Source organism: Pseudoalteromonas sp. NEC-BIFX-2020_002 (genome assembly GCF_013002825.1).
GTDB classification, from domain to species: Bacteria; Pseudomonadota; Gammaproteobacteria; order Enterobacterales; family Alteromonadaceae; genus Pseudoalteromonas; species Pseudoalteromonas neustonica.
In genome coordinates this window covers 65851-86064 of sequence record NZ_JABEPJ010000005.1, presented here as the reverse complement: position 1 = coordinate 86064, position 20214 = coordinate 65851, and the positions used below count along the sequence as shown (strand labels likewise).

At 37.4% G+C, this 20214-nt stretch carries 24 protein-coding genes; 12 read left to right on the top strand and 12 right to left on the bottom strand.

Annotated elements, in window-relative coordinates:
* Positions 1 to 151 precede the first annotated feature (151 nt).
* From HJP15_RS07610 to HJP15_RS07600, 3 genes are all read left to right on the top strand, one after another.
* Positions 152 to 1474: a sodium-dependent transporter gene (locus HJP15_RS07610; RefSeq protein WP_170173411.1), complete on the top strand. Its 1323-nt coding sequence runs from the start codon at positions 152 to 154 to the stop codon at positions 1472 to 1474.
* Positions 1475 to 1575: 101 nt separating this feature from the next.
* On the top strand, positions 1576 to 1983 hold the full coding sequence (locus tag HJP15_RS07605) for a biotin/lipoyl-containing protein (protein ID WP_170173410.1): 408 nt from the start codon (positions 1576 to 1578) through the stop codon (positions 1981 to 1983).
* A gap of 5 nt (positions 1984 to 1988) precedes the next feature.
* Positions 1989 to 2375, top strand: coding sequence for a zinc-ribbon domain containing protein (locus tag HJP15_RS07600; RefSeq protein ID WP_249365812.1), 387 nt, complete (start codon positions 1989 to 1991; stop codon positions 2373 to 2375).
* A gap of 247 nt (positions 2376 to 2622) precedes the next feature.
* On the opposite strand, the gene HJP15_RS07595 is transcribed toward HJP15_RS07600, so the two are convergent.
* From HJP15_RS07595 to HJP15_RS07575, 5 genes are all read right to left on the bottom strand, one after another.
* Positions 2623 to 3060, bottom strand: a complete 438-nt coding sequence (locus HJP15_RS07595) for a hypothetical protein (protein ID WP_054205671.1) — start codon at positions 3058 to 3060, stop codon at positions 2623 to 2625.
* Between the two features lie 235 nt (positions 3061 to 3295).
* The gene (locus HJP15_RS07590) at positions 3296 to 4504 is read right to left on the bottom strand and encodes a beta-propeller fold lactonase family protein (protein ID WP_170173409.1); all 1209 of its coding nucleotides are present in this window, start codon (positions 4502 to 4504) and stop codon (positions 3296 to 3298) included.
* 998 nt (positions 4505 to 5502) lie between these two features.
* A complete protein-coding gene (locus HJP15_RS07585) occupies positions 5503 to 5976 on the bottom strand; it encodes a hypothetical protein (RefSeq protein WP_170173408.1) in 474 nt (157 codons plus the stop codon).
* Between the two features lie 538 nt (positions 5977 to 6514).
* Positions 6515 to 7504, bottom strand: coding sequence for a 2-hydroxyacid dehydrogenase (locus HJP15_RS07580; RefSeq protein WP_170173407.1), 990 nt, complete (start codon positions 7502 to 7504; stop codon positions 6515 to 6517).
* Positions 7461 to 7982, bottom strand: a complete 522-nt coding sequence (locus tag HJP15_RS07575; RefSeq protein ID WP_054205675.1) for a glutathione peroxidase — start codon at positions 7980 to 7982, stop codon at positions 7461 to 7463. Before HJP15_RS07575 ends, HJP15_RS07580 begins: the two co-directional genes overlap by 44 nt.
* 122 nt (positions 7983 to 8104) lie before the next feature.
* Here HJP15_RS07575 and HJP15_RS07570 point away from each other — a divergent pair, with 122 nt between their 5' ends.
* Entirely contained in the window at positions 8105 to 8986 is an 882-nt protein-coding gene (locus HJP15_RS07570) for an NAD(P)-dependent oxidoreductase (RefSeq protein ID WP_170173406.1), read from the top strand.
* 77 nt (positions 8987 to 9063) lie between these two features.
* On the opposite strand, the gene sbcB is transcribed toward HJP15_RS07570, so the two are convergent.
* Entirely contained in the window at positions 9064 to 10515 is a 1452-nt protein-coding gene (gene sbcB / locus HJP15_RS07565; protein ID WP_064435919.1) for an exodeoxyribonuclease I, read from the bottom strand.
* Between the two features lie 138 nt (positions 10516 to 10653).
* Here sbcB and HJP15_RS07560 point away from each other — a divergent pair, with 138 nt between their 5' ends.
* From HJP15_RS07560 to HJP15_RS07550, 3 genes are all read left to right on the top strand, one after another.
* Positions 10654 to 11871, top strand: a complete 1218-nt coding sequence (locus HJP15_RS07560; protein WP_170173405.1) for a tyrosine-type recombinase/integrase — start codon at positions 10654 to 10656, stop codon at positions 11869 to 11871.
* A gap of 148 nt (positions 11872 to 12019) precedes the next feature.
* Entirely contained in the window at positions 12020 to 12769 is a 750-nt protein-coding gene (locus HJP15_RS07555) for an Eco47II family restriction endonuclease (protein WP_170173404.1), read from the top strand.
* Positions 12770 to 12979: 210 nt separating this feature from the next.
* Positions 12980 to 14230: a DNA cytosine methyltransferase gene (locus tag HJP15_RS07550; protein WP_170173403.1), complete on the top strand. Its 1251-nt coding sequence runs from the start codon at positions 12980 to 12982 to the stop codon at positions 14228 to 14230.
* Here HJP15_RS07550 and HJP15_RS07545 read toward each other — a convergent pair.
* The 4 genes from HJP15_RS07545 to HJP15_RS07530 all read right to left on the bottom strand — a co-directional run bounded on the left by HJP15_RS07545 (position 14220) and on the right by HJP15_RS07530 (position 17475).
* Positions 14220 to 14498, bottom strand: a complete 279-nt coding sequence (locus HJP15_RS07545) for a helix-turn-helix domain-containing protein (RefSeq protein WP_170173402.1) — start codon at positions 14496 to 14498, stop codon at positions 14220 to 14222. The genes HJP15_RS07550 and HJP15_RS07545 overlap by 11 nt on opposite strands.
* A gap of 95 nt (positions 14499 to 14593) precedes the next feature.
* A complete protein-coding gene (locus HJP15_RS07540) occupies positions 14594 to 15622 on the bottom strand; it encodes a putative phage abortive infection protein (RefSeq protein WP_170173401.1) in 1029 nt (342 codons plus the stop codon).
* 1 nt (position 15623) lies between these two features.
* Positions 15624 to 16823: a hypothetical protein gene (locus tag HJP15_RS07535; protein WP_170173400.1), complete on the bottom strand. Its 1200-nt coding sequence runs from the start codon at positions 16821 to 16823 to the stop codon at positions 15624 to 15626.
* A 31-nt stretch (positions 16824 to 16854) separates the two neighbouring features.
* Positions 16855 to 17475, bottom strand: coding sequence for a LexA family protein (locus HJP15_RS07530; protein WP_039037854.1), 621 nt, complete (start codon positions 17473 to 17475; stop codon positions 16855 to 16857).
* Between the two features lie 154 nt (positions 17476 to 17629).
* Between HJP15_RS07530 and HJP15_RS07525 the strand changes: the two genes are divergently transcribed.
* On the top strand, positions 17630 to 17848 hold the full coding sequence (locus HJP15_RS07525) for a YdaS family helix-turn-helix protein (protein WP_039037853.1): 219 nt from the start codon (positions 17630 to 17632) through the stop codon (positions 17846 to 17848).
* Positions 17845 to 18273 (top strand): hypothetical protein, encoded by a 429-nt coding sequence (locus HJP15_RS07520; RefSeq protein ID WP_170173399.1) that lies wholly within the window; start codon positions 17845 to 17847, stop codon positions 18271 to 18273. The genes HJP15_RS07525 and HJP15_RS07520 overlap by 4 nt, the downstream gene beginning before the upstream one ends.
* On the opposite strand, the gene HJP15_RS07515 is transcribed toward HJP15_RS07520, so the two are convergent.
* Positions 18248 to 18562, bottom strand: coding sequence for a DUF1889 family protein (locus HJP15_RS07515; RefSeq protein WP_170173398.1), 315 nt, complete (start codon positions 18560 to 18562; stop codon positions 18248 to 18250). The two genes, HJP15_RS07520 and HJP15_RS07515, sit on opposite strands and share 26 nt — an antisense overlap.
* Before the next feature lie 96 nt (positions 18563 to 18658).
* On the opposite strand from HJP15_RS07515, the gene HJP15_RS07510 reads away from it, so the two are divergent.
* Both HJP15_RS07510 and HJP15_RS07505 read left to right on the top strand, forming a co-directional pair.
* Positions 18659 to 18952: a helix-turn-helix transcriptional regulator gene (locus HJP15_RS07510; protein WP_170173397.1), complete on the top strand. Its 294-nt coding sequence runs from the start codon at positions 18659 to 18661 to the stop codon at positions 18950 to 18952.
* A gap of 10 nt (positions 18953 to 18962) precedes the next feature.
* Positions 18963 to 19424, top strand: a complete 462-nt coding sequence (locus HJP15_RS07505) for a hypothetical protein (protein WP_170173396.1) — start codon at positions 18963 to 18965, stop codon at positions 19422 to 19424.
* On the opposite strand, the gene HJP15_RS07500 is transcribed toward HJP15_RS07505, so the two are convergent.
* On the bottom strand, positions 19421 to 19696 hold the full coding sequence (locus HJP15_RS07500) for a hypothetical protein (protein WP_170173395.1): 276 nt from the start codon (positions 19694 to 19696) through the stop codon (positions 19421 to 19423). The two genes, HJP15_RS07505 and HJP15_RS07500, sit on opposite strands and share 4 nt — an antisense overlap.
* A gap of 98 nt (positions 19697 to 19794) precedes the next feature.
* Here HJP15_RS07500 and HJP15_RS07495 point away from each other — a divergent pair, with 98 nt between their 5' ends.
* Positions 19795 to 20208 carry a hypothetical protein gene (locus HJP15_RS07495; protein WP_170173394.1) on the top strand — a complete coding sequence of 138 codons (414 nt, stop codon included), beginning with the start codon at positions 19795 to 19797 and terminating at the stop codon, positions 20206 to 20208.
* Positions 20209 to 20214 lie beyond the last annotated feature (6 nt).

The window sequence follows — 20214 nt, the reverse complement described above, 5'->3', positions numbered from 1 at the left end:
AATCCACAATTAAAGAGATAAAAGAATAAACATGTTTATATTTTGTGCGAATGTGCACTGGTTATTTAAGCCAAGGCAAATTTATTACTCAGTGACTGTGAAATATGGTTTAATTCACAATAATGAAAAATAATAACAGATTTGTAGATGTATGGCACAATCGCGTGATGGTTTTCAAAGCCGCCTTGGCTTTGTTTTAGCAGCGTCTGGCGCTGCGGTAGGATTAGGTAATATTTGGGGGTTCCCCACGCAAGCTGCAAATCATGGCGGCGGCGCATTTTTACTAGTCTACTTTATTGTAATATTTTTATTGGCATTACCCGCTTTATATACTGAATTATATTTAGGTCATAAAGCGCAAGCTAATCCTGTAAAAGCACTCAGAAATGCATGGCAAGAGCAAGCGCCACAAGTAGGTGCTGCTGCGGGTTACCTAGGCTTAGCAGGCGCTATTGTGATGCTTAGCTTTTACTCCATTGTAGCTGGATGGATGCTTGCCTACGCGCTTGAGCCTATAGCCCTATTTTTAGGGTTTACTGAAATCAGCACGTTTTTAAAAACCGACTCGATGGCACGTAATTTTATATTTACGCCACTGATGCTGTTACTCACCGCGAGCATTATTCTCAAAGGAGTTAAATCTGGGATTGAAACTTGGTCTCGCAGGTTAATGCCTATGTTGTTGGTTTTACTGGTGGGATTAATTGCTTATATAGCAACGCTTGATGGCGCTAGTAATGGCTTTGCTGCGTATTTAGTCCCTGACTTTAGCCAAATACTCGACCCAGGATTAATTATTGCGGCAATGGGGCAGGCGTTCTTTTCGTTGTCACTGGGTGTGGGTTGTATGATGATTTATGGCTCGTACTTACAGCCTGATGCTAACTTACCGCGTTTAACCGCATCGGTGGCATTGCTAGATACAGGGGTGGCGTTTTTAGCCGGTTTATTAATTATTCCTGCCATTTATGTGGCGCAGCACAATGGCGTTCAAGTATTTAGTGATGGTAAATTGGTGGGCGAAGGGCAGTTAATTTTTGCAATTTTACCGCAGTTATTTAATACCATGGGTGAAGTCGGGTTGTTAGTTGGTTTACTATTTTTTGTATTGATGTCGATTGCATCGCTTACTTCAACAATTTCATCAACCGAAATTCCGGTGGCTTTTCTCGTCGAAAACCATCAAGTAGAGCGTAAACAGGCGACTTTTTTAGTAAGCCTTACAGTACTTACAGCATCATCGTTGATTATTTTTAACTTTGATTGGTTATTCGGTTTAGTGATTATGGTATTAACACAGTATCAATTACCGCTGATGGGCTTATTTTACTTTATCACTGTGGGTTGGTTATGGCGCCGTGGTAATCAATTGCATAAAGCTACAAGTGGTGTACGTTATTGGTTTGCACAGTATATTCGTTTTGTATGCCCAATATTGATGACGGCTGTGTTTGCCAATGTCGCGTTTGGTTGATAGTTTAGCCGTCAGCCGTCAGCCGTCAGCCGTCAGTTTTTAGTTTTACTGGGTTATTAGCCTTTAATGAATACACTAAGCGTTATATCCAAGGAGGGATTATGAACAGAGAAATTAAAATACCAACCCTACCTGAATCGGTAGCAACAGCAAAAATTACTAATCTTTATGTTAATGAAGGCCAAATAGTCTATGTAGACGATGTGCTATTTGATGTTGAAACAGACAAAGTCGCTCTAGAAGTGATGGCTGATTGTAATGGCCTTGTTGAGAATTTAACGATTACCAATGGTGACCATGTTAAAGCTGAGCAAGTTGTAATGACTGTTCAACTGCTTGCTGACAGTGAACTGCCAGCAAGACCCACAGCTCAAAGCGCCAATAACAGCACACGTGACTTGGCAGAAGAAGCAACGGTTACTCCACCTTTGTTTTCTAAATTTAATGTAGGTTTAATAATTGCGCTAGCAGTAGGGGCTTTAGCTATCCTTTTTGTGCTGGGTAAATAGCTAGTATGACCAATTATGTGAACCATCCACTCTATGGCAACGAGCCAATTCCCTCTGGTAATAGCTACACAAAGCAAGAAATCGATAATGCCCATTGGCGATATAAGAGTGTGCGTTACTTTCCAGAAACAGCAATCCCTGCAGCTATTGAAAAACAAAGTTACTGTGTATACCCAAGACAACTCTACGTTGATATAACAGAGCACTGTATCGATTGTCATAGAGCTTTTATATTTTTTGCGAAAGAGCAGCAATACTGGTTTGAACAATTAAAGTTTTGGATTGATGCACATGCAATCAAGTGCTTTGAATGCAGAAAGAAAAGCCGTGCAATAAACCGGCTGCAAATTACCTATGTAAACTTAATCATTAAAGACCATATAGCGCCATAGGAAACCCAATTGCTCAAGTCCAGCGCGCAACAGCTTTTTGAGTTAGGCGTGATCAAAAAGATTAATAAAATAAATGCTATCCGTAAAATGTAAGTAGACGTATTTAAGGGACCTATGTGATGAAGTTTTAACTTAACCTGTCAGATCCGATTAACTGAGCTTTACCAAAGCTGACAGTCAGAAGTCTGTCAATTGCAGGGATTAAGGGTTTTAATGTCTGAAGTCAAGATTTGACCCCTTCTGCCTTTTATATTGCGTTTTTAGCCAATCCTTGGTTGATTTTATGTTGCATATAAATAACATGGAAAATTGATGTAATAAAAGGATTTAACCAAAGATTGTCACCTTTATTAGAGCCCGCAATTAAATTAATACGATTACGTACCATGATAACCCAAGTTACATCGAAAGCACTAGATATAGCATGAATACCAATTGAGCTTTTTAGAATAGTAAGGTCATGATAATTAGCTAAACTATAAATTAAACTACCTAATGAAATAATAAATAAAACAACGGCTGTTGCAATAAATAAGTTAGGTATTTTAAGTTCGGTATGTTGATTAATTTGGCTTGTGAAACGATAGAGCTTATAAATTAAATACGAGCCTATAGTTAGCACACATAAAATTAGAATCTTAAATACTGAGTCCGTTTCAAATATATCCGAAAATCCTTTTTTCATTTATTCTCCAGAGCTGAAAGTAGACTGAGCCTATATAGCAATATAACGAGGCTGTAAAATAACTCCAACAGCCAAATTCAATAAAAAACGAGCTCCTGTATTAACTCTAAGCTTTTTTAAAGCATTAGGTAATGCATTTGGAACCCATAAAACAGGCTGTTTTTCTTAAAAAAGAGTAATTCTACAGCTACAACGCTATATTAAGCGGACTAAGGTTTGTTTTTACTTCAGATATCTAAAGTGTCTTTATTTTAAATACAAATAACGAATTACCTTTACCAGTCGCAACCAATAAGTGACGATTATCATCGGTAACAGTAATAGATGAAATTCTATTTAATTTATTATCATGAACACTTAATAATTTATTCTTATAGCTAAGTCGCCCATCAGCACTCGCGCTAAATAAATATAGGCCGCTACCCGACTCCCCAGCTACATATATTTTTAAGCCGTCAGACGATATCGCTAAGCTACTTGCTCCCTCTAGGCCAGATCCGCCAATATCCGAATTATTTATTGCCTGTAAAAATGCATATTGTCCAGTATCCAGTTTGTGAAAAACAACAAGAGAATTACTTCCTGAACAAGCAACATACAAAAATCTTCCATTTGGTGAGACAACCATTTTTTGTGGGTTAATAAATTGCTTCACACCCGCAACGCCATTTTTTAATACTTGTTTCACCAATAAGTCGCCCCTGACACTTCTATCATAAATGGTTAATTGATGACCATCAAAACCTAGAACATATAATTCATTATTTAATGGAGATAAAGCTACTGCAATAGGTTTTCCCAAGTCATTGCTAAGTGGCTTGGCGTCTTTTACTACTCTATTCAAACTAATCTTTTTATCCGACATTATATCTAAAATAGAAATAGCGTTACTCATATAACTTGCAACGTAGAGTTGCTTTTCGTTGGTAGTCTTGACTATATCCCAAGCGCCTAAAAGGCCAAAGTTATCCAGTTCACCCACAGGCACATCACTATCAAATACTCTGTCATAGCTTAGACCGTCACTGATAAATTGACTAAAACGGTAACTCCTATTACTTTTAGAAAATTTTGTTAAGGCACCGTCATAGAATCCAGTAACGACTACCTGATTACCGTGATCAAAATAGGTAACACCAGAGGCGCCTTCTAAACCATTTATGTTGGTAGAGGCATTCTTAAACACTTGGCTGAAGGTTAGATTAAAATTCTCGTCTAAATTAAAAACAGCGAAAGCATTATCGTCTCCACTAGAAACAAAAACCTTAGAATTATCTGAAAGAACTTTAACGCTTCTAGGATTACCTAAACCATCAACATCGTTAACATCATCTTTTAGTATTTGGATGAGCTGAAGACTTTCTATATCACTAGCATAAGTTGCATTGAAGTTAACTAGCATTATAAAAAAGAAAAATGTAATCAGTTTTTTATTGTTAAACATTAACTATAAACTCTCTTAAAAACATAACAGCTTTATCAGAGGACACTTCCTTATTTTAGCCCGAAGACATCCTTATTTTATGAGCTATATTAATAGCAAATAGTGTAAGTTATTGCCAGCTATAAATTTTATACTTACTGTAGGTTATTTGAACATATGACAAAGGTGAAAACAAAAAAGACATCCATTTTAAAGTTTGTTAAGTTTTCTTGAACAGAAAACGGCGTAGCAACGTCAGTAACAGCGAGAAACTACTGGCCTAGTTTTTTCACACTCAATTAAAACGTCAACTATTGCCTTAAGGCACTATTTTTTATGTCTGTAATTTAGGTGACTGCGTTTATGGATTGAGCTAAGGAGAATGAAACCGTGATTATGTTTAAAATGTTCACTTACTGCTGATTTCAATCGATGCGTTTGTTGTTTTACTTCTGATGAAACTTAAAATGGGTGTCATTTTAAGTTATGCATTTGGAACCCATAAAACAGGCTGTTTTTCTTAAAAAAGAGTAATTCAACAGCTACAACGCTGTATTAAGCGGACTAAGGTTGTGAACGTGACCTGTTTTTTACTTCTGATGAAACTTAAAATGGGTGTCATTTAAGTTTTCATTTTATTGGGCGAGTATAATAGACTTGTTATGTTTCAAACCCACAGTTTCCAGCGATATAGATTACCCTCGGTTTCCGATGCTAAATTTACATAGCACTTTGTTAAGTACTTAAGATGTTTAGTATTTAAGTCTATTTTAATTTTAAAACCTGAGAAATACATACTATCAAGTTGATACTTAATCATCGTGTCATGGTGTTCCCAATGATAGATTTTTCTGAAGTATTCTTTAGCCATTTTCTCGCTAGGAAAGGAAAACACTAATTCGAATTTAGTAGATTCTAATTCAGAGTAATCTTTTCGAAGTGACTCAACTATTGTTTCGATTCTATCCATGTTCAACTTGAAATGTAACCCACTGTTTTTATTGCTTTTAAATGCCTTGTTATAAGGCGTTTCTCAAATTTAAATTGAATAGCTCTTCGCACTCTTCATGTTTAACTACGATGCTTGGGCTCACCCTTATCTCACAGTTGATCAAATCAAGTAAAACAGCCAATTCTTTCTCAGACCACACTGGTCCTCGACGATAATCGAATATTAATTCGTTATTACTAAAAAATGCACCTAAATCAGGAAGGCTAACTCCTTTATATGTCATTTTTACAAACAACATACGAAATGGTTCTGCTTCGCCATTTATAATCATTTCAGCTGCGCATGGAAACTGGCTAAGTTTAATTTCAGATTCGGTTGGCAGGTGCCATAAAAAAGAATCTAAAGAACTACGATCAGAGATCAAGGTAAGTGCATTATAAACTCTGATAATTTCTGATTCCATATAGCCTTGAAAAGCTATTTCAGGTAAATAACCATCATCTATTTCAAAATACTCTTTAAGGTCAGACAGAATACTCATAATTACGAGAGCCTTATAACATTTTAGTATTTATGCGACACGCAGTTTGTGTTGCAGTGTTGCTTGTTGGATTGAGGCGCTACCTGCTCGTGTGTCGGAGTTGGTGTTGTTTATGCTATGGACTTTACTTATAGAGAAAGGCTTTTTATGGCCTAAGCGATATCAAGCCAATTTCATTGGCGTGTCTATCGTATCTAAGCTATCCCTGCGTAGCTCAGTATTTATTATGTCCCTATTAAACCTAATGTTTAACTGTTAAGCAATGATATTTTTTCACGCACAGCTGCTACTAGCCTGAACAATTAAGCAGGTTAATCATACGAATAGCACTTGTGTTATCGATACTGAACTTCTATTTTACTAACGGCCGCTTATCCCTCATAGCAGCCTGTCAGCTGAACTCTAAATTAAGTTTTAGAGCTGATATGAGCTACTTCAGCTTATGTAATTTAACAGGCTTGAGCAAAGCTAACTAGGTTGATTTTTTGTGCTTTGGTTTTTAAACCTTTACCTAGCACCTAGCACCTAGCACCTAGCCTTATTTAACTTCATTACTCAGAGGCTTGTTGTGAGTAAATTCAAGGGCATTATCTATTGTTGTTTGGGCAATCTCAGCTAAGGCTTCTTTGGTAAAAAAACCTTGGTGCCCGGTGACTAATACGTTAGGAAAGCTTACCAATCGTGAAAATATATCGTCTTGCATTATTTCGTCACGACGGTCTTTAAAAAATAGCTCTGATTCTTGCTCGTAAACATCAAGTCCTAAATAGCCAAGCTTCTTACTTTTGAGTGCGCTGATACAGGCTTTACTATCGACTAATGCGCCGCGTGAGGTGTTAATAAGCATAACGCCAGTTTTCATTTTGCTAAATGCTGTTTCATCAATTAAGTGGTGGGTGCTTTCGTTTAATGGGCAATGCAGTGAAATAACATCACTTTGGGTGAGTAAAGTGTCTATATCGCATAGGGTGTAATTACCCTCTGTTGCATAAGGGTCGCAAACCAATACATTTGCACCAAAGCCATTGAGTATATTAACCAATGCTAGGCCAATTTTCCCGCAGCCAATTACGCCAATGGTTTTTTTAAATAAGTTAAAGCCAAGCAAGCCGTTTAAGTCAAAGTTATCTTCGCGAATGCGGTTATATGCTTTATGGGTTTTACGATTTAAAGTGAGCATTAATGCGATGCAATGTTCAGCAACTGCTTCTGGGCTGTAGGCTGGCACACGGCATACTTTGATGTTATGCGCATTTGCGGCAGCTAAATCAACGTTATTAAACCCCGCGCAGCGCAGTAAAATACATTTAATACCGTAGTGTGCGAGTTGTTCAATGACGGTTTTATCAACCACATCATTAACAAATACACATACCGCATCAAAGCCTTGGCAAAGTATGGCCGTTTGCGCATCGAGCGATTGTTCAAAATGGGTTAATTTGATGTCTGTTTGATTTTTTAAGCAGGCATCAAAAGATGTTTGTTCATACTTTTGCGAACTGAAAAGCGCCATTGTTAGTTGCGTCATTAATTGTACTCTCTATTACCTGTTTTAAGGTGTCGGGTTTAGTGCGCGGTGCGTAGCGCACGGCTAATTGCCCCTCAGAGTTTATTAGAAACTTAGTAAAATTCCATTTTATGGCACGGTTTTGTGCTATTCCTCGGGTATGTGCTTTTAAATAGTTAAATAATGGGTGAGCTTCAGGGCCATTCACCATTACTTTACTAAACACAGGAAAGCTAACATTAAACTGTTGTTGGTAAAAGTCTTTAATATCAGGGTTATTTATTGGTTCGTTGTAATCAAACTGATTACACGGAAAGGCCAACACAGTAAAACCAAAATGCTTATATTGTTGGTACAGCTTTTCAAGCGCTGTTAATTGCACTGAAAAGTTACATTTACTGGCCGTATTAACAATTAAAATAGTGCTGCCTGTTAATTGGCTCAGATCAAAGTTTTCGCCATTATAAAGTGGGGCGCTGAATTGATATATGCTATCCATAGGTTTCCTGTTTTGTCTCGTCCATGAAGAAATGTAATGAAGACTTTTTCATTCGCTTTTTGTCTATTCGGTTGAGATAATCAAATTATCTTTTTAAGTTACCACTGAAATAGGTCAATTTTATGTCAATGAAAGTCGCATTTATCGGTTTAGGCGTTATGGGGTATCCAATGGCAGGTCATTTAGCTGCTGCAGGCCACCATGTAACGGTATATAACCGCACCACAGAAAAAGCACAACAATGGGCAAAAAAGTACACCGGTGAGGTGGCATTAACGCCTGCAAAAGCCGCTGAAAATGCAGATGTTGTATTTATGTGTGTAGGTAACGATGATGATTTACGCTCAGTTGTATATGGCGCAGACGGCGTGATTGCAGGTATGCAAACGGGCACTATTTTAGTGGATCATACAACAACGTCGGCAGAAGTGGCGCGCGAAGTGTCGGCTAATGCAGCACTTAAAAATATTGCCTTTATTGATGCGCCAGTATCGGGTGGCCAAGCCGGCGCTGAAAATGGCGTATTAACGGTAATGGCTGGTGGTGATGCGGTAGTGTTTGCAAAAGTACAGCCTATCATGGCGGCGTTTAGTCGCTTTAGCCAATTACTTGGTGACGTGGGCTCTGGTCAATTATGTAAAATGGTCAATCAAATTTGTATCGCGGGCGTTGTGCAAGGTTTGGCAGAGGGCTTACATTTTGCAAAACAAGCGGGCCTTGATGGTGAAAAGGTAATTGAAACCATTTCAAAAGGCGCGGCGGGTTCTTGGCAAATGGAAAATCGCTATAAAACCATGTGGGCAGGTGAATACGAATTTGGCTTTGCCGTAGATTGGATGCGTAAAGACTTAGGCATAGCCCTAGATGAAGCGAAAAGTAATGGCGCAACGCTACCGATGACAGCAACGGTTGATCAGTACTACGCTGACGTACAAGCACTCGGTGGTGGGCGTTTTGATACTTCAAGTTTATTAGCACGTATTGAAGCACTGCATAAAAAGTAATAGCTTTAATTGTAGCTTAGCGCCTTAAATCATATAGACGAAGGCGCTTTATTTATTAAGATCAAGCCGCTTACCGCTTACATACTCTGTGCGTAGTTATACAACGCTTTTAAAATAGTCAGATTTTTTTCATTATCGTCATGTTCATGGGCGAGGTTTTCAAGGGTTACCATAAAATCTTGTGCGCTGATCGAGGGTTGATCTTCACCATGCATTAGCTTGTTTTGGCAATATTGACGCCATTGATCGAGTTCATCTTGATTAAGTGATTGCGGCCAGTTACGGGCACGGTATTTAAACAATAAGTTATCAAACTTTTTATCTTCAAAATCTAACTTCATACCGGCTAATTGCTCAGGGCTAGCATCTCGGATAATGGCAAATTTAGCTTTATCAGCATGGCTGGTAAAGCCGTCGTATAGCATGTAATCGGTATTGGTGGTTTTACCGTAATCGGGCTTATCGTTAAACACTTCAGTCACTTTATCGCGCAGTGTTGAATTGGCTTTTAAAATCGCAAGATTTTTTAAGCATTGCTCGCGATCAATACCTAAACGGGCTGCATTTTCAGGTAATAATGTTTTAGCAGGTGCTAAAATAGGGCACTTGTTTAAATGCACTAGCTTTAAACCAACGGGTCGTTCATCCTCTGCAAGATCACTGCGCTTGGTATAAAGACGCGTACGCAGCTCTTCAACTGATAAATCCAGTAACACTTGCGGATCTTCCGTTAGGTTAAAGCATACTACCGCGTTTTTATTGGTTGGATGAAAGCTCATTGGTGCAATCCAGCTTGTACACCCTTGTGTAGCAGGTATACGTGACGAGGTATGTACCAGTGGCGTCATGTTAAACACATCTACTAATTCAGCTAAGGCTTTTTTACCACGTAATCCAAAAAAGAAGTTATACAGTTTAGGCTGCTTGTCTTTTATTAGTTTAGCTAGGGCAATAGTGGCGGTTACATCGCTTAACGCGTCATGTGCAGCGGCGTGTTCAATGCCATTGGCAACGGTTAAATGTTCCAGCTTAAAACTTGGGCTGCCATCTTCTTTGAGCGGCCATTCAATACCTTCAGGGCGAAGCGCATAACAAGCGCGCACTAAATCAATAATATCCCAGCGGCTATTATTGTTTTTGTATTCACGCTCATAGGGGTCGTAAAAATTACGGTAAAAGCTGTAACGGCTTACTTCGTCATCAAAACGAATGCTGTTATAGCCAGCTACGCAGGTATTAGGCACACTAAATTCAGCATGGATCTTGGCAATAAACTCAGCTTCAACTAAACCTTTTTGCATCGCCACTTGCGGGGTAATGCCTGTGATCAAACACGCCTCAGGGTGCGGTAAATAATCAGCCACCGGTTTGCAATATTCAATCAACGGCTCACCAATAATGTTTAAATCAAGATCGGTCCGAATCCCTGCAAACTGGCTAGGCTTATCCTTTTGCGGACTCGCTCCCCAGGTCTCATAATCGTGCCAGTATATCGTAGGTTGGTTTTCGTAATATGTTGGTTCGCTCATTCTGTCTCTTAGCCCTTTATTTATGCGGGTTTTTACTGCGCTTTCATTTGTTATTGTATTTTCGAGTATGTTGCAATCTGCGCATTGTGTGTATAGTATCGTGTATAAATTTTTTGCTAACTGTGTATAAAAAATTAAATGGCGATCAGCGACACCAAATTAAGAAAGCTGCTAGATAAAAATCAAACACCTTGCGTATTATCGCACAGAGATAGTTTAAGTGTAAGGGTATCAGCTAAAGGCACAATCACATGGCAATACCGTTGTCGTGTTGATGGCAGGCAGGTCATTATCTCGCTTGGCCGTTATCCTGGTTTAACCATTAAACAAGCACAAGACTACATACCTCATTTTCAAAACTGGCTCAGCCAAGGTAAAGACCCGCGCATAGAACTAAAACTTATGCGCAATGAAGCTAAAGGTTTACCCACAATGGCAAAGATTGCAGCCGATTGGGTTGAAAAAAAAGTACCGGACCTAAAAGAAAAAACACAAATACTTTATACACATCAAGTCAGCAAATGGGTTTTGCCATTTGTAAATGATGAAGCCAAACCACTTGATTTAATGACCATCAAAGATTGGATAAAATATTTTGATGATGTAAAAGCGCAGGGTAGTGCAAAAACTGCAGGCACAATATTAGTACGCATAAAATCCATAATCGGCTGGGCTGAAAAACGCGGTGATATAAAACCATTCAACCCAGTGTTAACCTTAAACGTAAACGATATTGGCGAGCAATCATCGGTAGGTCAGCGAGTCATGCGCTTTGACGAAATTGCAAAGCTGTGGATTCAAATCGAAAGCTCAAAAGCCACGCCAGCAACCAAAGCATGTTTGCAGCTAATTTATATAACAGGTGCACGGCAATCAGAGGTTCGTTTAGCCAAGTGGGAGCATTTTGATTTTGAAAATAACATTTGGACAGTACCGCCCGAAAACTCAAAAACAAATAAAGCCATCCGCCGGCCAATATCAACCAAAATGAAAGGCATCTTAGACACCCTTGCCATGGTATATGGTCGCAGCGGGTATTTAATACCGGGCAGTAAACCAAACAAACCAATGACCACCCACAGCATTAACCGCTATTGCTGCCGAATGTGGGATCACCTATTTGAAAAATACAAAATGCCTAAGTTTCTACCTCACGATGCCCGCCGATCAATATCAACATTGCTTAGTGAAAATGGCGTAGCGCCACACGTAACTGAAAAAATGCTAGGCCACACAATGCGTGGAGTAATGGCGGTTTATAATAAACATGATTGGATTAAAGAACAGGCAGAAGGGTATGAGCTTTATTGCCAATTTATTGAAGATGCAATTAAAGTTGAGTTAGTAAAGAATTGAGTCAGAGTAACTGGCTGATATTTCAGCTTCAATTATTACCCTATGAAGTTATTGATTAATCCTTTCACTTTCGTGTTGATAAGTGATTAAATACAATAATAAATAAGATAAATTTCAAGTGATGATTAAACACCTAAAGGAATGAAAAATGAATAAAAAATATGGCTTATCATTTATATCAGATGAAGATCTGTTTAATCATGTCAAAGAAACGATAGAGAAATACAGGTTCACAATCAATCTAAAGGAATTCAATAAAAACTTGGTTGATCCTATCAAGTTGACATTCGACTCTAAAATTTATAACAAATCAATTGAAGAAATAATCGAATCAGAATCACTCAGACAGATAGACAAATCTAATACAAACCACATCGGCTATTTTCATCAAAATATATTTAAATTTTTTGATGGTTGGGTGATACCTGATAAAGGCTTTGATGCAATAAATGAAGATAAAAAGTTTTTTGTAGAGATGAAAAATAAGCACAACACAATGAATTCATCATCAGCTCAAAAAACTTACATTAAAATGCAAAACAAAATTCTCAGAGATGATGAGTCGACATGTTACTTAGTCGAAATTATAGCGAAAAATAGCCAAGATATAACATGGAAGATAAGTTTGGATAGCGAGCAAGTCTCTAATAAAAACATTAGACGTACTTCTATCGACAAATTTTATGAAATAGTCACTGGCGAAAGTAACGCATTCAAAAACTTGTGCGAACAAATACCTAAAGTAATCAGTGATGTAATTGAAACTGGCGAAATCACTGCCGCAAGTAATACCGTTTTTGATGAACTCAAAGCCTTATCCCCAGATTTACTGAAAAGTATTTATTTACTTTCATTCAAAAAATACCAAGGCTTTGATGACTTAAATCTTGTAAAATAGCCGCATGTTGGCCTTTACTCTTTTTAATTTTACTAAGGTACGGTGCAAAACAAGTCATAAAAGGCCAGAAACTTATCTGGCCTTTTGCAATCTTAACTTTAAGAACTAGTTATTATTTTTAGTATTGAAATATAAATAAGGTCAGTTTTATCTGGCCCTAGATACATTTTTCTGTATACTTACACAGTAGTTTTAATAGCGGTAAAGTGCATGCTTAATTTAGAAAAATCCCCAAATAGTTTTAGTGCAGAGTTGTTAGCAGATATACTTTCTCTGCCTAAACGTTCTATCGAATCAAAAATCAATAAAGGTGAACTAGTCCCTTGTCCTAAAACTAATTTAATTCCGATAGAACAAGTATTACATTTCAAAGAAATCAAAAGTTTTCTTGAATCTAAGTGGGATGAAGAAGAGAAAATTAAGCCTTTACGTAACTATAATTTGATAGAGCTTTTTGCCGGAGGCGGTGGTTTGGCTTTAGGCATGGAAGCAGCTGGTTTTAATAGCGTGTTACTTAATGAGTTAGATAAACACGCATGCAGCACTTTACGGCACAACAGACCAAATTGGAATGTTGTTGAAGGCGACATATCACAAGTAGATTTTACAAAAATTAAAGAGCCAGTTGATGTTTTAACGGGAGGCTTTCCTTGTCAAGCTTTCTCTTATGCTGGTAAAAGTTTAGGGTTTGAAGATACAAGGGGTACGTTGTTTTTTGAGATGGCCAGAGCAATAAAAGAAGTAAATCCAAAAGTGTTCATGGCAGAAAATGTTAAAGCGCTTTTAAAGCATGAAGATGGTAGAACGCTCGATGTAATCAAAAATGTAATTGATGAGCTTGGCTACGTACTTGTAGAACCGAAAGTTTTAAAAGCGATCTTCTACAAAGTACCACAAAAGCGAGAGCGTCTTATTTTAGTGGGTATTAGAAAAGACCTTATTGATAAAGCTGACTTTAGCTGGCCTTCGCCGTATAAAAAAATATTAGCATTAAAAGACGCATTCTATAAAGGTGAGTTATTTAGTGCTGATGTTCAAAAGTCACCAGGACAAACATACCCCGAACGTAAAAAAGAAATTATGGATCATGTGCCACCGGGTGGCTATTGGAGAGACTTACCAGATGAACTTCAAAGAGAGTACATGAAGGCAAGTTACTTTTTAGGTGGTGGTAAAACAGGAATGGCAAGAAGGTTATCTTTATCTGAGCCTAGCTTAACCTTAACCACTGCACCAGCCCAAAAGCAAACTGAAAGATGTCATCCATTAGAAACCCGACCTCTACAATCTAGGGAATATGCACGAATCCAAACATTTCCAGATAATTGGGAGTTTCAAGGCCCACTATCAGCAGTATATAAACAAATAGGCAATGCCGTACCAGTAAATATGGCTGCTGCATTAGGCCGTGCTTTAGTCAGGTTACTAAACGATATTGAATGCTCTAAAGTTAATAGCTAAGTGTTTCCATTAGCTTAATGGTATTGTTCATTACCCAGCTTTTATCAATAGCCCCCCAAGATCGAATTTCATAGTAGCCGTTCTTGGGAGCACCTATAAAAATACACTCGATATCTAATTCCTCCAGCGCAGAGATTGTATCTTGCGCTGTTCGCCGAGGAATTTCTATTTCACTCATTATTTTAGGAATAGTATTAAACCCACGCTCAATCAAGCTAGCGATTAATAGCCTTCTATAAAAAGAGCTCTTTGTTTTACTTAAAACCATCTTTTATTAACTTCTTTAGTTGTTAAATACTTTAATAAATATTTTTATTGTTGATATTGAAGCTAAAGCCTATTTTAAGAGCTTGACTCACCATTTTAATTTAAATACCCCTTGCCCTTGCAATATTGAATAAGTTGAGGGTTTTCACCAAATGCAGAGGTACTTAGTTTTCCGGACTCATCAATGACGAGGTACTTTTCAACAAGTTCAATGGTCACAGTTATATCTGGGCTTGTTATATTGAATTTATTACGATAATTATCGTATTTAATATTTAAATGTTCCAAAAGTTTAAAGTAAATAACTAGATTTCTAAATTGCCCGCCGTCAACTTCTGAGCTTAAACAATTAAAAAATAGTAATGATAACTCTTGATTAGAAAGCTGAGCTCTAAGAATATTGCTATATTTCTTGTGAGTTTCGTAGTCATTCGTGTTGCTTTGTATTAACTTTAATACTTGGTAAAGGTTTCTAAAAAAGCTTCCAAAGGATTGGTTTTCATATGCAAAAATGATATCAAATACCTGTAATGCATTGTTACCTGTTCTGGCGTTAGAAATAAGGCTACCAAGTTGTTTTGTTAATGAATATATAGCTCTACTGCCTGATGAATCAATATTTTCAGTGTGAGCATTTGTTCCTTTCCCGAATTCTTTATAAAATAATCCCCAAGATTTATTAGGATTGTGTTCTATGCTTTTAAGTATATTATTATGCAACTCCAACATATTAAAAAAGGTAGTTTCAAAGCTTTGTACTGCGAGTAATTTCGCTTGTTCTTCTAATGCTGTTGCTGAATTAGCAAGTTCGTCACGAGTAAGTTCCAGCTCTTTATTACTCACTTGAAGTGCTTTTTCATTTTGCTCTATTGCTTTGGTGCCTTGTTCGATTGCCTTTTCACTTTGCTCTAGCGCTTTTTTATTTTGCATTAATGTATAAGCAATTAAAATTAAGCTGAGTAGGGCGAATGTGGGATTTAATACACCGCCAAAAAAGTCACCAACTGCACCCCAGTTACCAATATTAGATGCGAAACCTAACCCAAAATGATAGATGAAAGTACCTATAGCGATTAATGCAGCTATTGCAGCGGTTATACAAATTCTTTTAATGAGCTTTTCCATGCTATCCCTTACCTTTAAGTGTGCTAAATAGTTTACCTATCTGATCCATGCCATCAAATGTGCTCGGGAGGTTTTCAGCATCGCTGATAATCCCGCTAAATATAAGATTTTCGAACTTTTCTAAAACAGCGGGATCATCTTTTTTAATGTCTTTAGAGTAATCAGCATAGTTTTGAATAAACTGACAAAGGGTTTGTCTTAGCTCAATTTGAAGTATTTGGGCTTTTACTGATTTATAGCTTTGGAGTATTACTCTAAAAAAATAAATCAGTAACACTTCTAACGAAATAAATGGAACTAGTTTCAACAAGTGAGAAATTGCTTCTTCGTCTTTTAGTATATTTTCAGGTAGCCAGCCAAAAATAGTGCATAATAATGGAACTATCATAATGATACCCATTGTAACCAATGAGCCTAACAGTATCCTAGATTCTAAAATTTTTGTTTTTAACAGTTTATTAAATCCGTCATATAAACCTACAAAGTTAAAAGCAGTTTCATGTTTATCTAACGTTTCTTTGAGACTTGTAACTATTGTCTCTTTTTCTTCTAATTCAGTTTGAAAGTCAGATATTTTTTTGTCTACTTCATTAGATTTATTATCAATTTTTGTCATTAATATATTAACATCATTATGCTTTTCATCAAAGTTAACGAGATTTTTCATATCAGCAGAGTGATATAGTTTTTTAAGTAAATTATAGGGTGCAAAAGATAAGGTTTTATTGATGTTATCTCTAGAATCGCTGCTCAAAAAACCGTCATTTAATATGCTTTCTACATTATACATAACAGGATAAAGAGCTGTGTGTTTTAATCTATTATTACTATCAGAATTAAAGTCTGCTTCATAGGTGAAATACAAACAGTGTAAATATAAATTTTCTATGTGTGTTAAGTAAGACTCTCTAATATTGTTTAGTTTTCCATTATTTATTAGTTCTCCTGATATGAGGTTTAACGTTTCTATAAATTTTGAGCCAAAAGCTTCAATGCTAAGTTGAAATCGTTTATCCCAATGAGAGGGGTTTTCTTGGATACAAGTTATAGTGGTAATAATATCTTGAAGCATTTTAAAAAATAGTTTATTAACGCCAGGTAGGTTGAATGTATTTTTAAACTCGCCGTAGTCTTTAAATGTTAACGCGGCTCTTGCCTGAGTTAATTGTTGAGAGATTTCTTCATTTTCAAAAAACATCATTAGTCCCTTAAATTTATTGTTATTATTTGTTCTAAAGTGACTTACCCGTAAATATTACCTTACCAACCAACGTGCAATTACCATTAATGGGGATTAGTTGTTCTGGCCAGTTGGGGTTGGCGGCTTTTAGGAATTTGTGGCCACCTTCGATTATTAGCTGTTTAAATGTAGCTTGGTTGTCGTCGTCTAGGCGGGCTACTACGTATGAACCGTGGATGCATTCGGCTTCAGGGTCTACAAAAATCAAATCACCTTCATCAAACTTTGGCTCCATGCTAATACCTTGCACCTTTAAGACAAAGGTTAGATCACTGCAATTAACCGGGCACATATAACGCTCTGCGTCATACGCTTTAATCTCACTTATTTCTGACCATGCACCGGCTTGCACCCAGCTGATAAGTGGGGCGGTGGCTTTAATTGTTGGTCCTGGCGAAACGTTGTTATTAATGTTATCGCTAATGCCAAAGCGTAAATATTCAGGAGCAGATTGGAGCGCTTTAGCTAGTGCTTCAATATTGCGAGGGTTTTTAGTTGTGCCATCTTCAATTTTTTGAAGTGTTTGCTGTGTAATTCCTGAAACCTCTGAAAGTTTTATCTGTGTATAACCAAGTTTCTTTCTTTCTTCTTTTACTCTTTTTCCAAGACTCATACGCGTTACATCCTAGTAATTTAAAGGGTATTCAGCAAAGAACATTGCTTAAATACAAGTTTTATTAATAATTACAAATTAAATGCGTATTGACAAACAAATTATATTTGTATAAATTTGTAGAATACAAATTAAATTAACATTTGGTGTTGGTATGAGTGCAATCGAAAGAGCTGTAGAAATAATCGGCGGTCAAACAGAGACTGCAAAGTCTTTTGGTTTAAAGCAGGGTCATGTTTGGCACTGGGTTAACACCAATAAGCAAGCGCCAGCGAAATACATTCCGCGTATTTCAGAACTAACTAACGGTGAAGTATCGGTAAACGATTTACTAGCCGATCATCAAAAAAGCAAAAAGGAAGATGCAGCATGAGTAATGAAATTGAAGTAGACCCAATTGATGTAATGGATATTAGCGTGCTTACAGACATGCTGCGCCAGTTCGACGCGTTTACACTTACCGACAAGCTTTGCCAGGCCGTTGCTGAGTATTGGGAAGCAAGGTATGACCCTGAATACGCTGCCCGTTTTGGCGGTATAGATGGATTTTTAAAGCATTTACTTGGCTTTATAGATGAGTGGTTGGCATCTGATATACCAAACGAGCTGAGCTTAAAACCTGACAGTGAGTTAACAATAGCAGAGCAAGCGGCGCTAGCAGCTGTAGAGTTTAAAGCGCTGCTAAACGCCAATGGTGAGGCATTCCACTTAAAATTCACGCCACTACAAATGACTGATTTAGCCGTTCGTTGGCACGATTCAAAATGGGATCTTAATTACCCCGGTGATTATTTATGATTTTTTCTGCGGCGGTTTCACCCCAGCTTATTTTGCGAAGCATTTTAACAGAGCGACCATCACCAATGTGCTGCGCAAGTTTCGCTAGCTTTTTGGCGTGTTTTTCAGGCCAGTTGTTTTCGATAGCCAGCGCGAGCACTTCATCTTCATCAAAGACAAAGCCTTTTTTGTGGAGTGCTTTAAATAAGCTTTTTGCTTTTGACTCTTCAAGTGCGTCATCAATCCCTTTAATGGGTGTATCACGGCTTGTTAGCGCTTTTATGCAGTCGCTCAAAATTCGGTTTGACATGAGTTTTTCCTCTTTGTTTTGGTTGGTGGTTTTTCGCACTTACAACTTACCAGAACAAAGAGGGATTTTAAATAAACAGGTACAGGAGTGTGCAGCATGAGCACTGAACAACAAATCATATTATTAGATATTCACCCAGACGCAAAAGCGGTGTTGTTTGCATTACTGCAAGAAAACATTCAATTGCGCACGGAGCTTGAAGAGCAAAAAGACCGCCTAGTAAACACCCGCGAAGCAATGGAAGTTATGGGTTGTGCCCATGCCAAGTTTTGGAAGCTTAATAAACTAGACAGCTTTCCAAAACCTGTGCAGTTCGGCAAAAGCAACTATTACCGCATTAACGAGCTAATAGCGTTTAGAACCCAGTACCAACAGCAAGTAAATAACTAGGGGTAAGGCAATGACTACTGAAAAAGACCCATTATTGGACGTTGTTTTAAGCGACGATTATGAAATGCCAGATTTCATAATGAAAGATATTGAATCTGTAGAAAAGCGAATTAAAAACGCCGCTGATGATAATGAGCAAGTCGAGTGTTTGAATGCACGATTAGAAGAAATTCAAGTAATGGCTGTTACTCAGCTAAGAATTAAAAAATTAGAAGCAATCTTTGAAGGTTTATTACCTTACGAAGAGGGGTTTTCTGGTCGGACATTAGGATTAGCTATTGCTGCTTATTTTAACGTTATTAAAAAACAACCTAAACCACTCAGTAAATTTGTTGATTTACCAGTGACGGAACAAGCCGTGGCTATTGTGAATGCCATCAAATATTCAAAAGCATTAAAAGGCAACGAAGATAAAGCAGCCACATTAAATCGTTTTATAAAAGGGCTGCTTGATGCTGAGTTGGCTATTTAGTCTGCAAGGCCAACGGTAGTTTGAATTGAAGTATCTAATTCTAGTTCTTTTAAAAATTCAACGCCGTTTTGAGTAATTACATAGTGTTCGTTATCAGCCGCAAGCGCTACGTATTTTTCAAAGGTTAAAAAAGTAAGCGTACCAATTACTGCTTTTTTTTGTTCGAAGAGAACTGCTTCAGGGAATTTATCTTGCAGGGTTGTTAGTACCTTTTTGGCTGTTTTAATAAATTTTGCATTATCAATTAGTGAAACAGATTGGTGATCAAACATAAGGTTTTCCTCTTTGTTTTGGTTTGTGAATATTTCGCACTTGCAACATACCAGAACAAAGAGGGTTTTTAAATAAATTAGAGTGAGGTGAATAAGTTATGGCAAATGCAGCAATCGAAATTTTAAAAAATCGCGTTAGCACTGAAGTAGGCGAGCAATCTAAAAAAGTATCACTGAAATCGGTAGATGCTAAACCTATGCCTGATGGTCTTGCAAAGATTAAAGCCTTACTGGGCAGCGATCGCCACACAGCTGAATACGTGTATACACATTTAACTAAAAAGCAGCAAGTGATCGTGTGTTACTCGGCAGGGTTAACTAAAGCGGATACCGAAAAAAGTTATCACGAGTTTAATAAAGAACAGCGCATTCAAATTCACCAAGCAGTTTTGCAACTTCAAGAAATAGTAACCGCATTTGTAGATGCTAATGCAATGTCACCAGCTCGCTTTTTACAAAAACGAGACTTTAGCGTTACTAAAAAACCGCAACAACCAGCGCAAGCACACTAGGGGTTG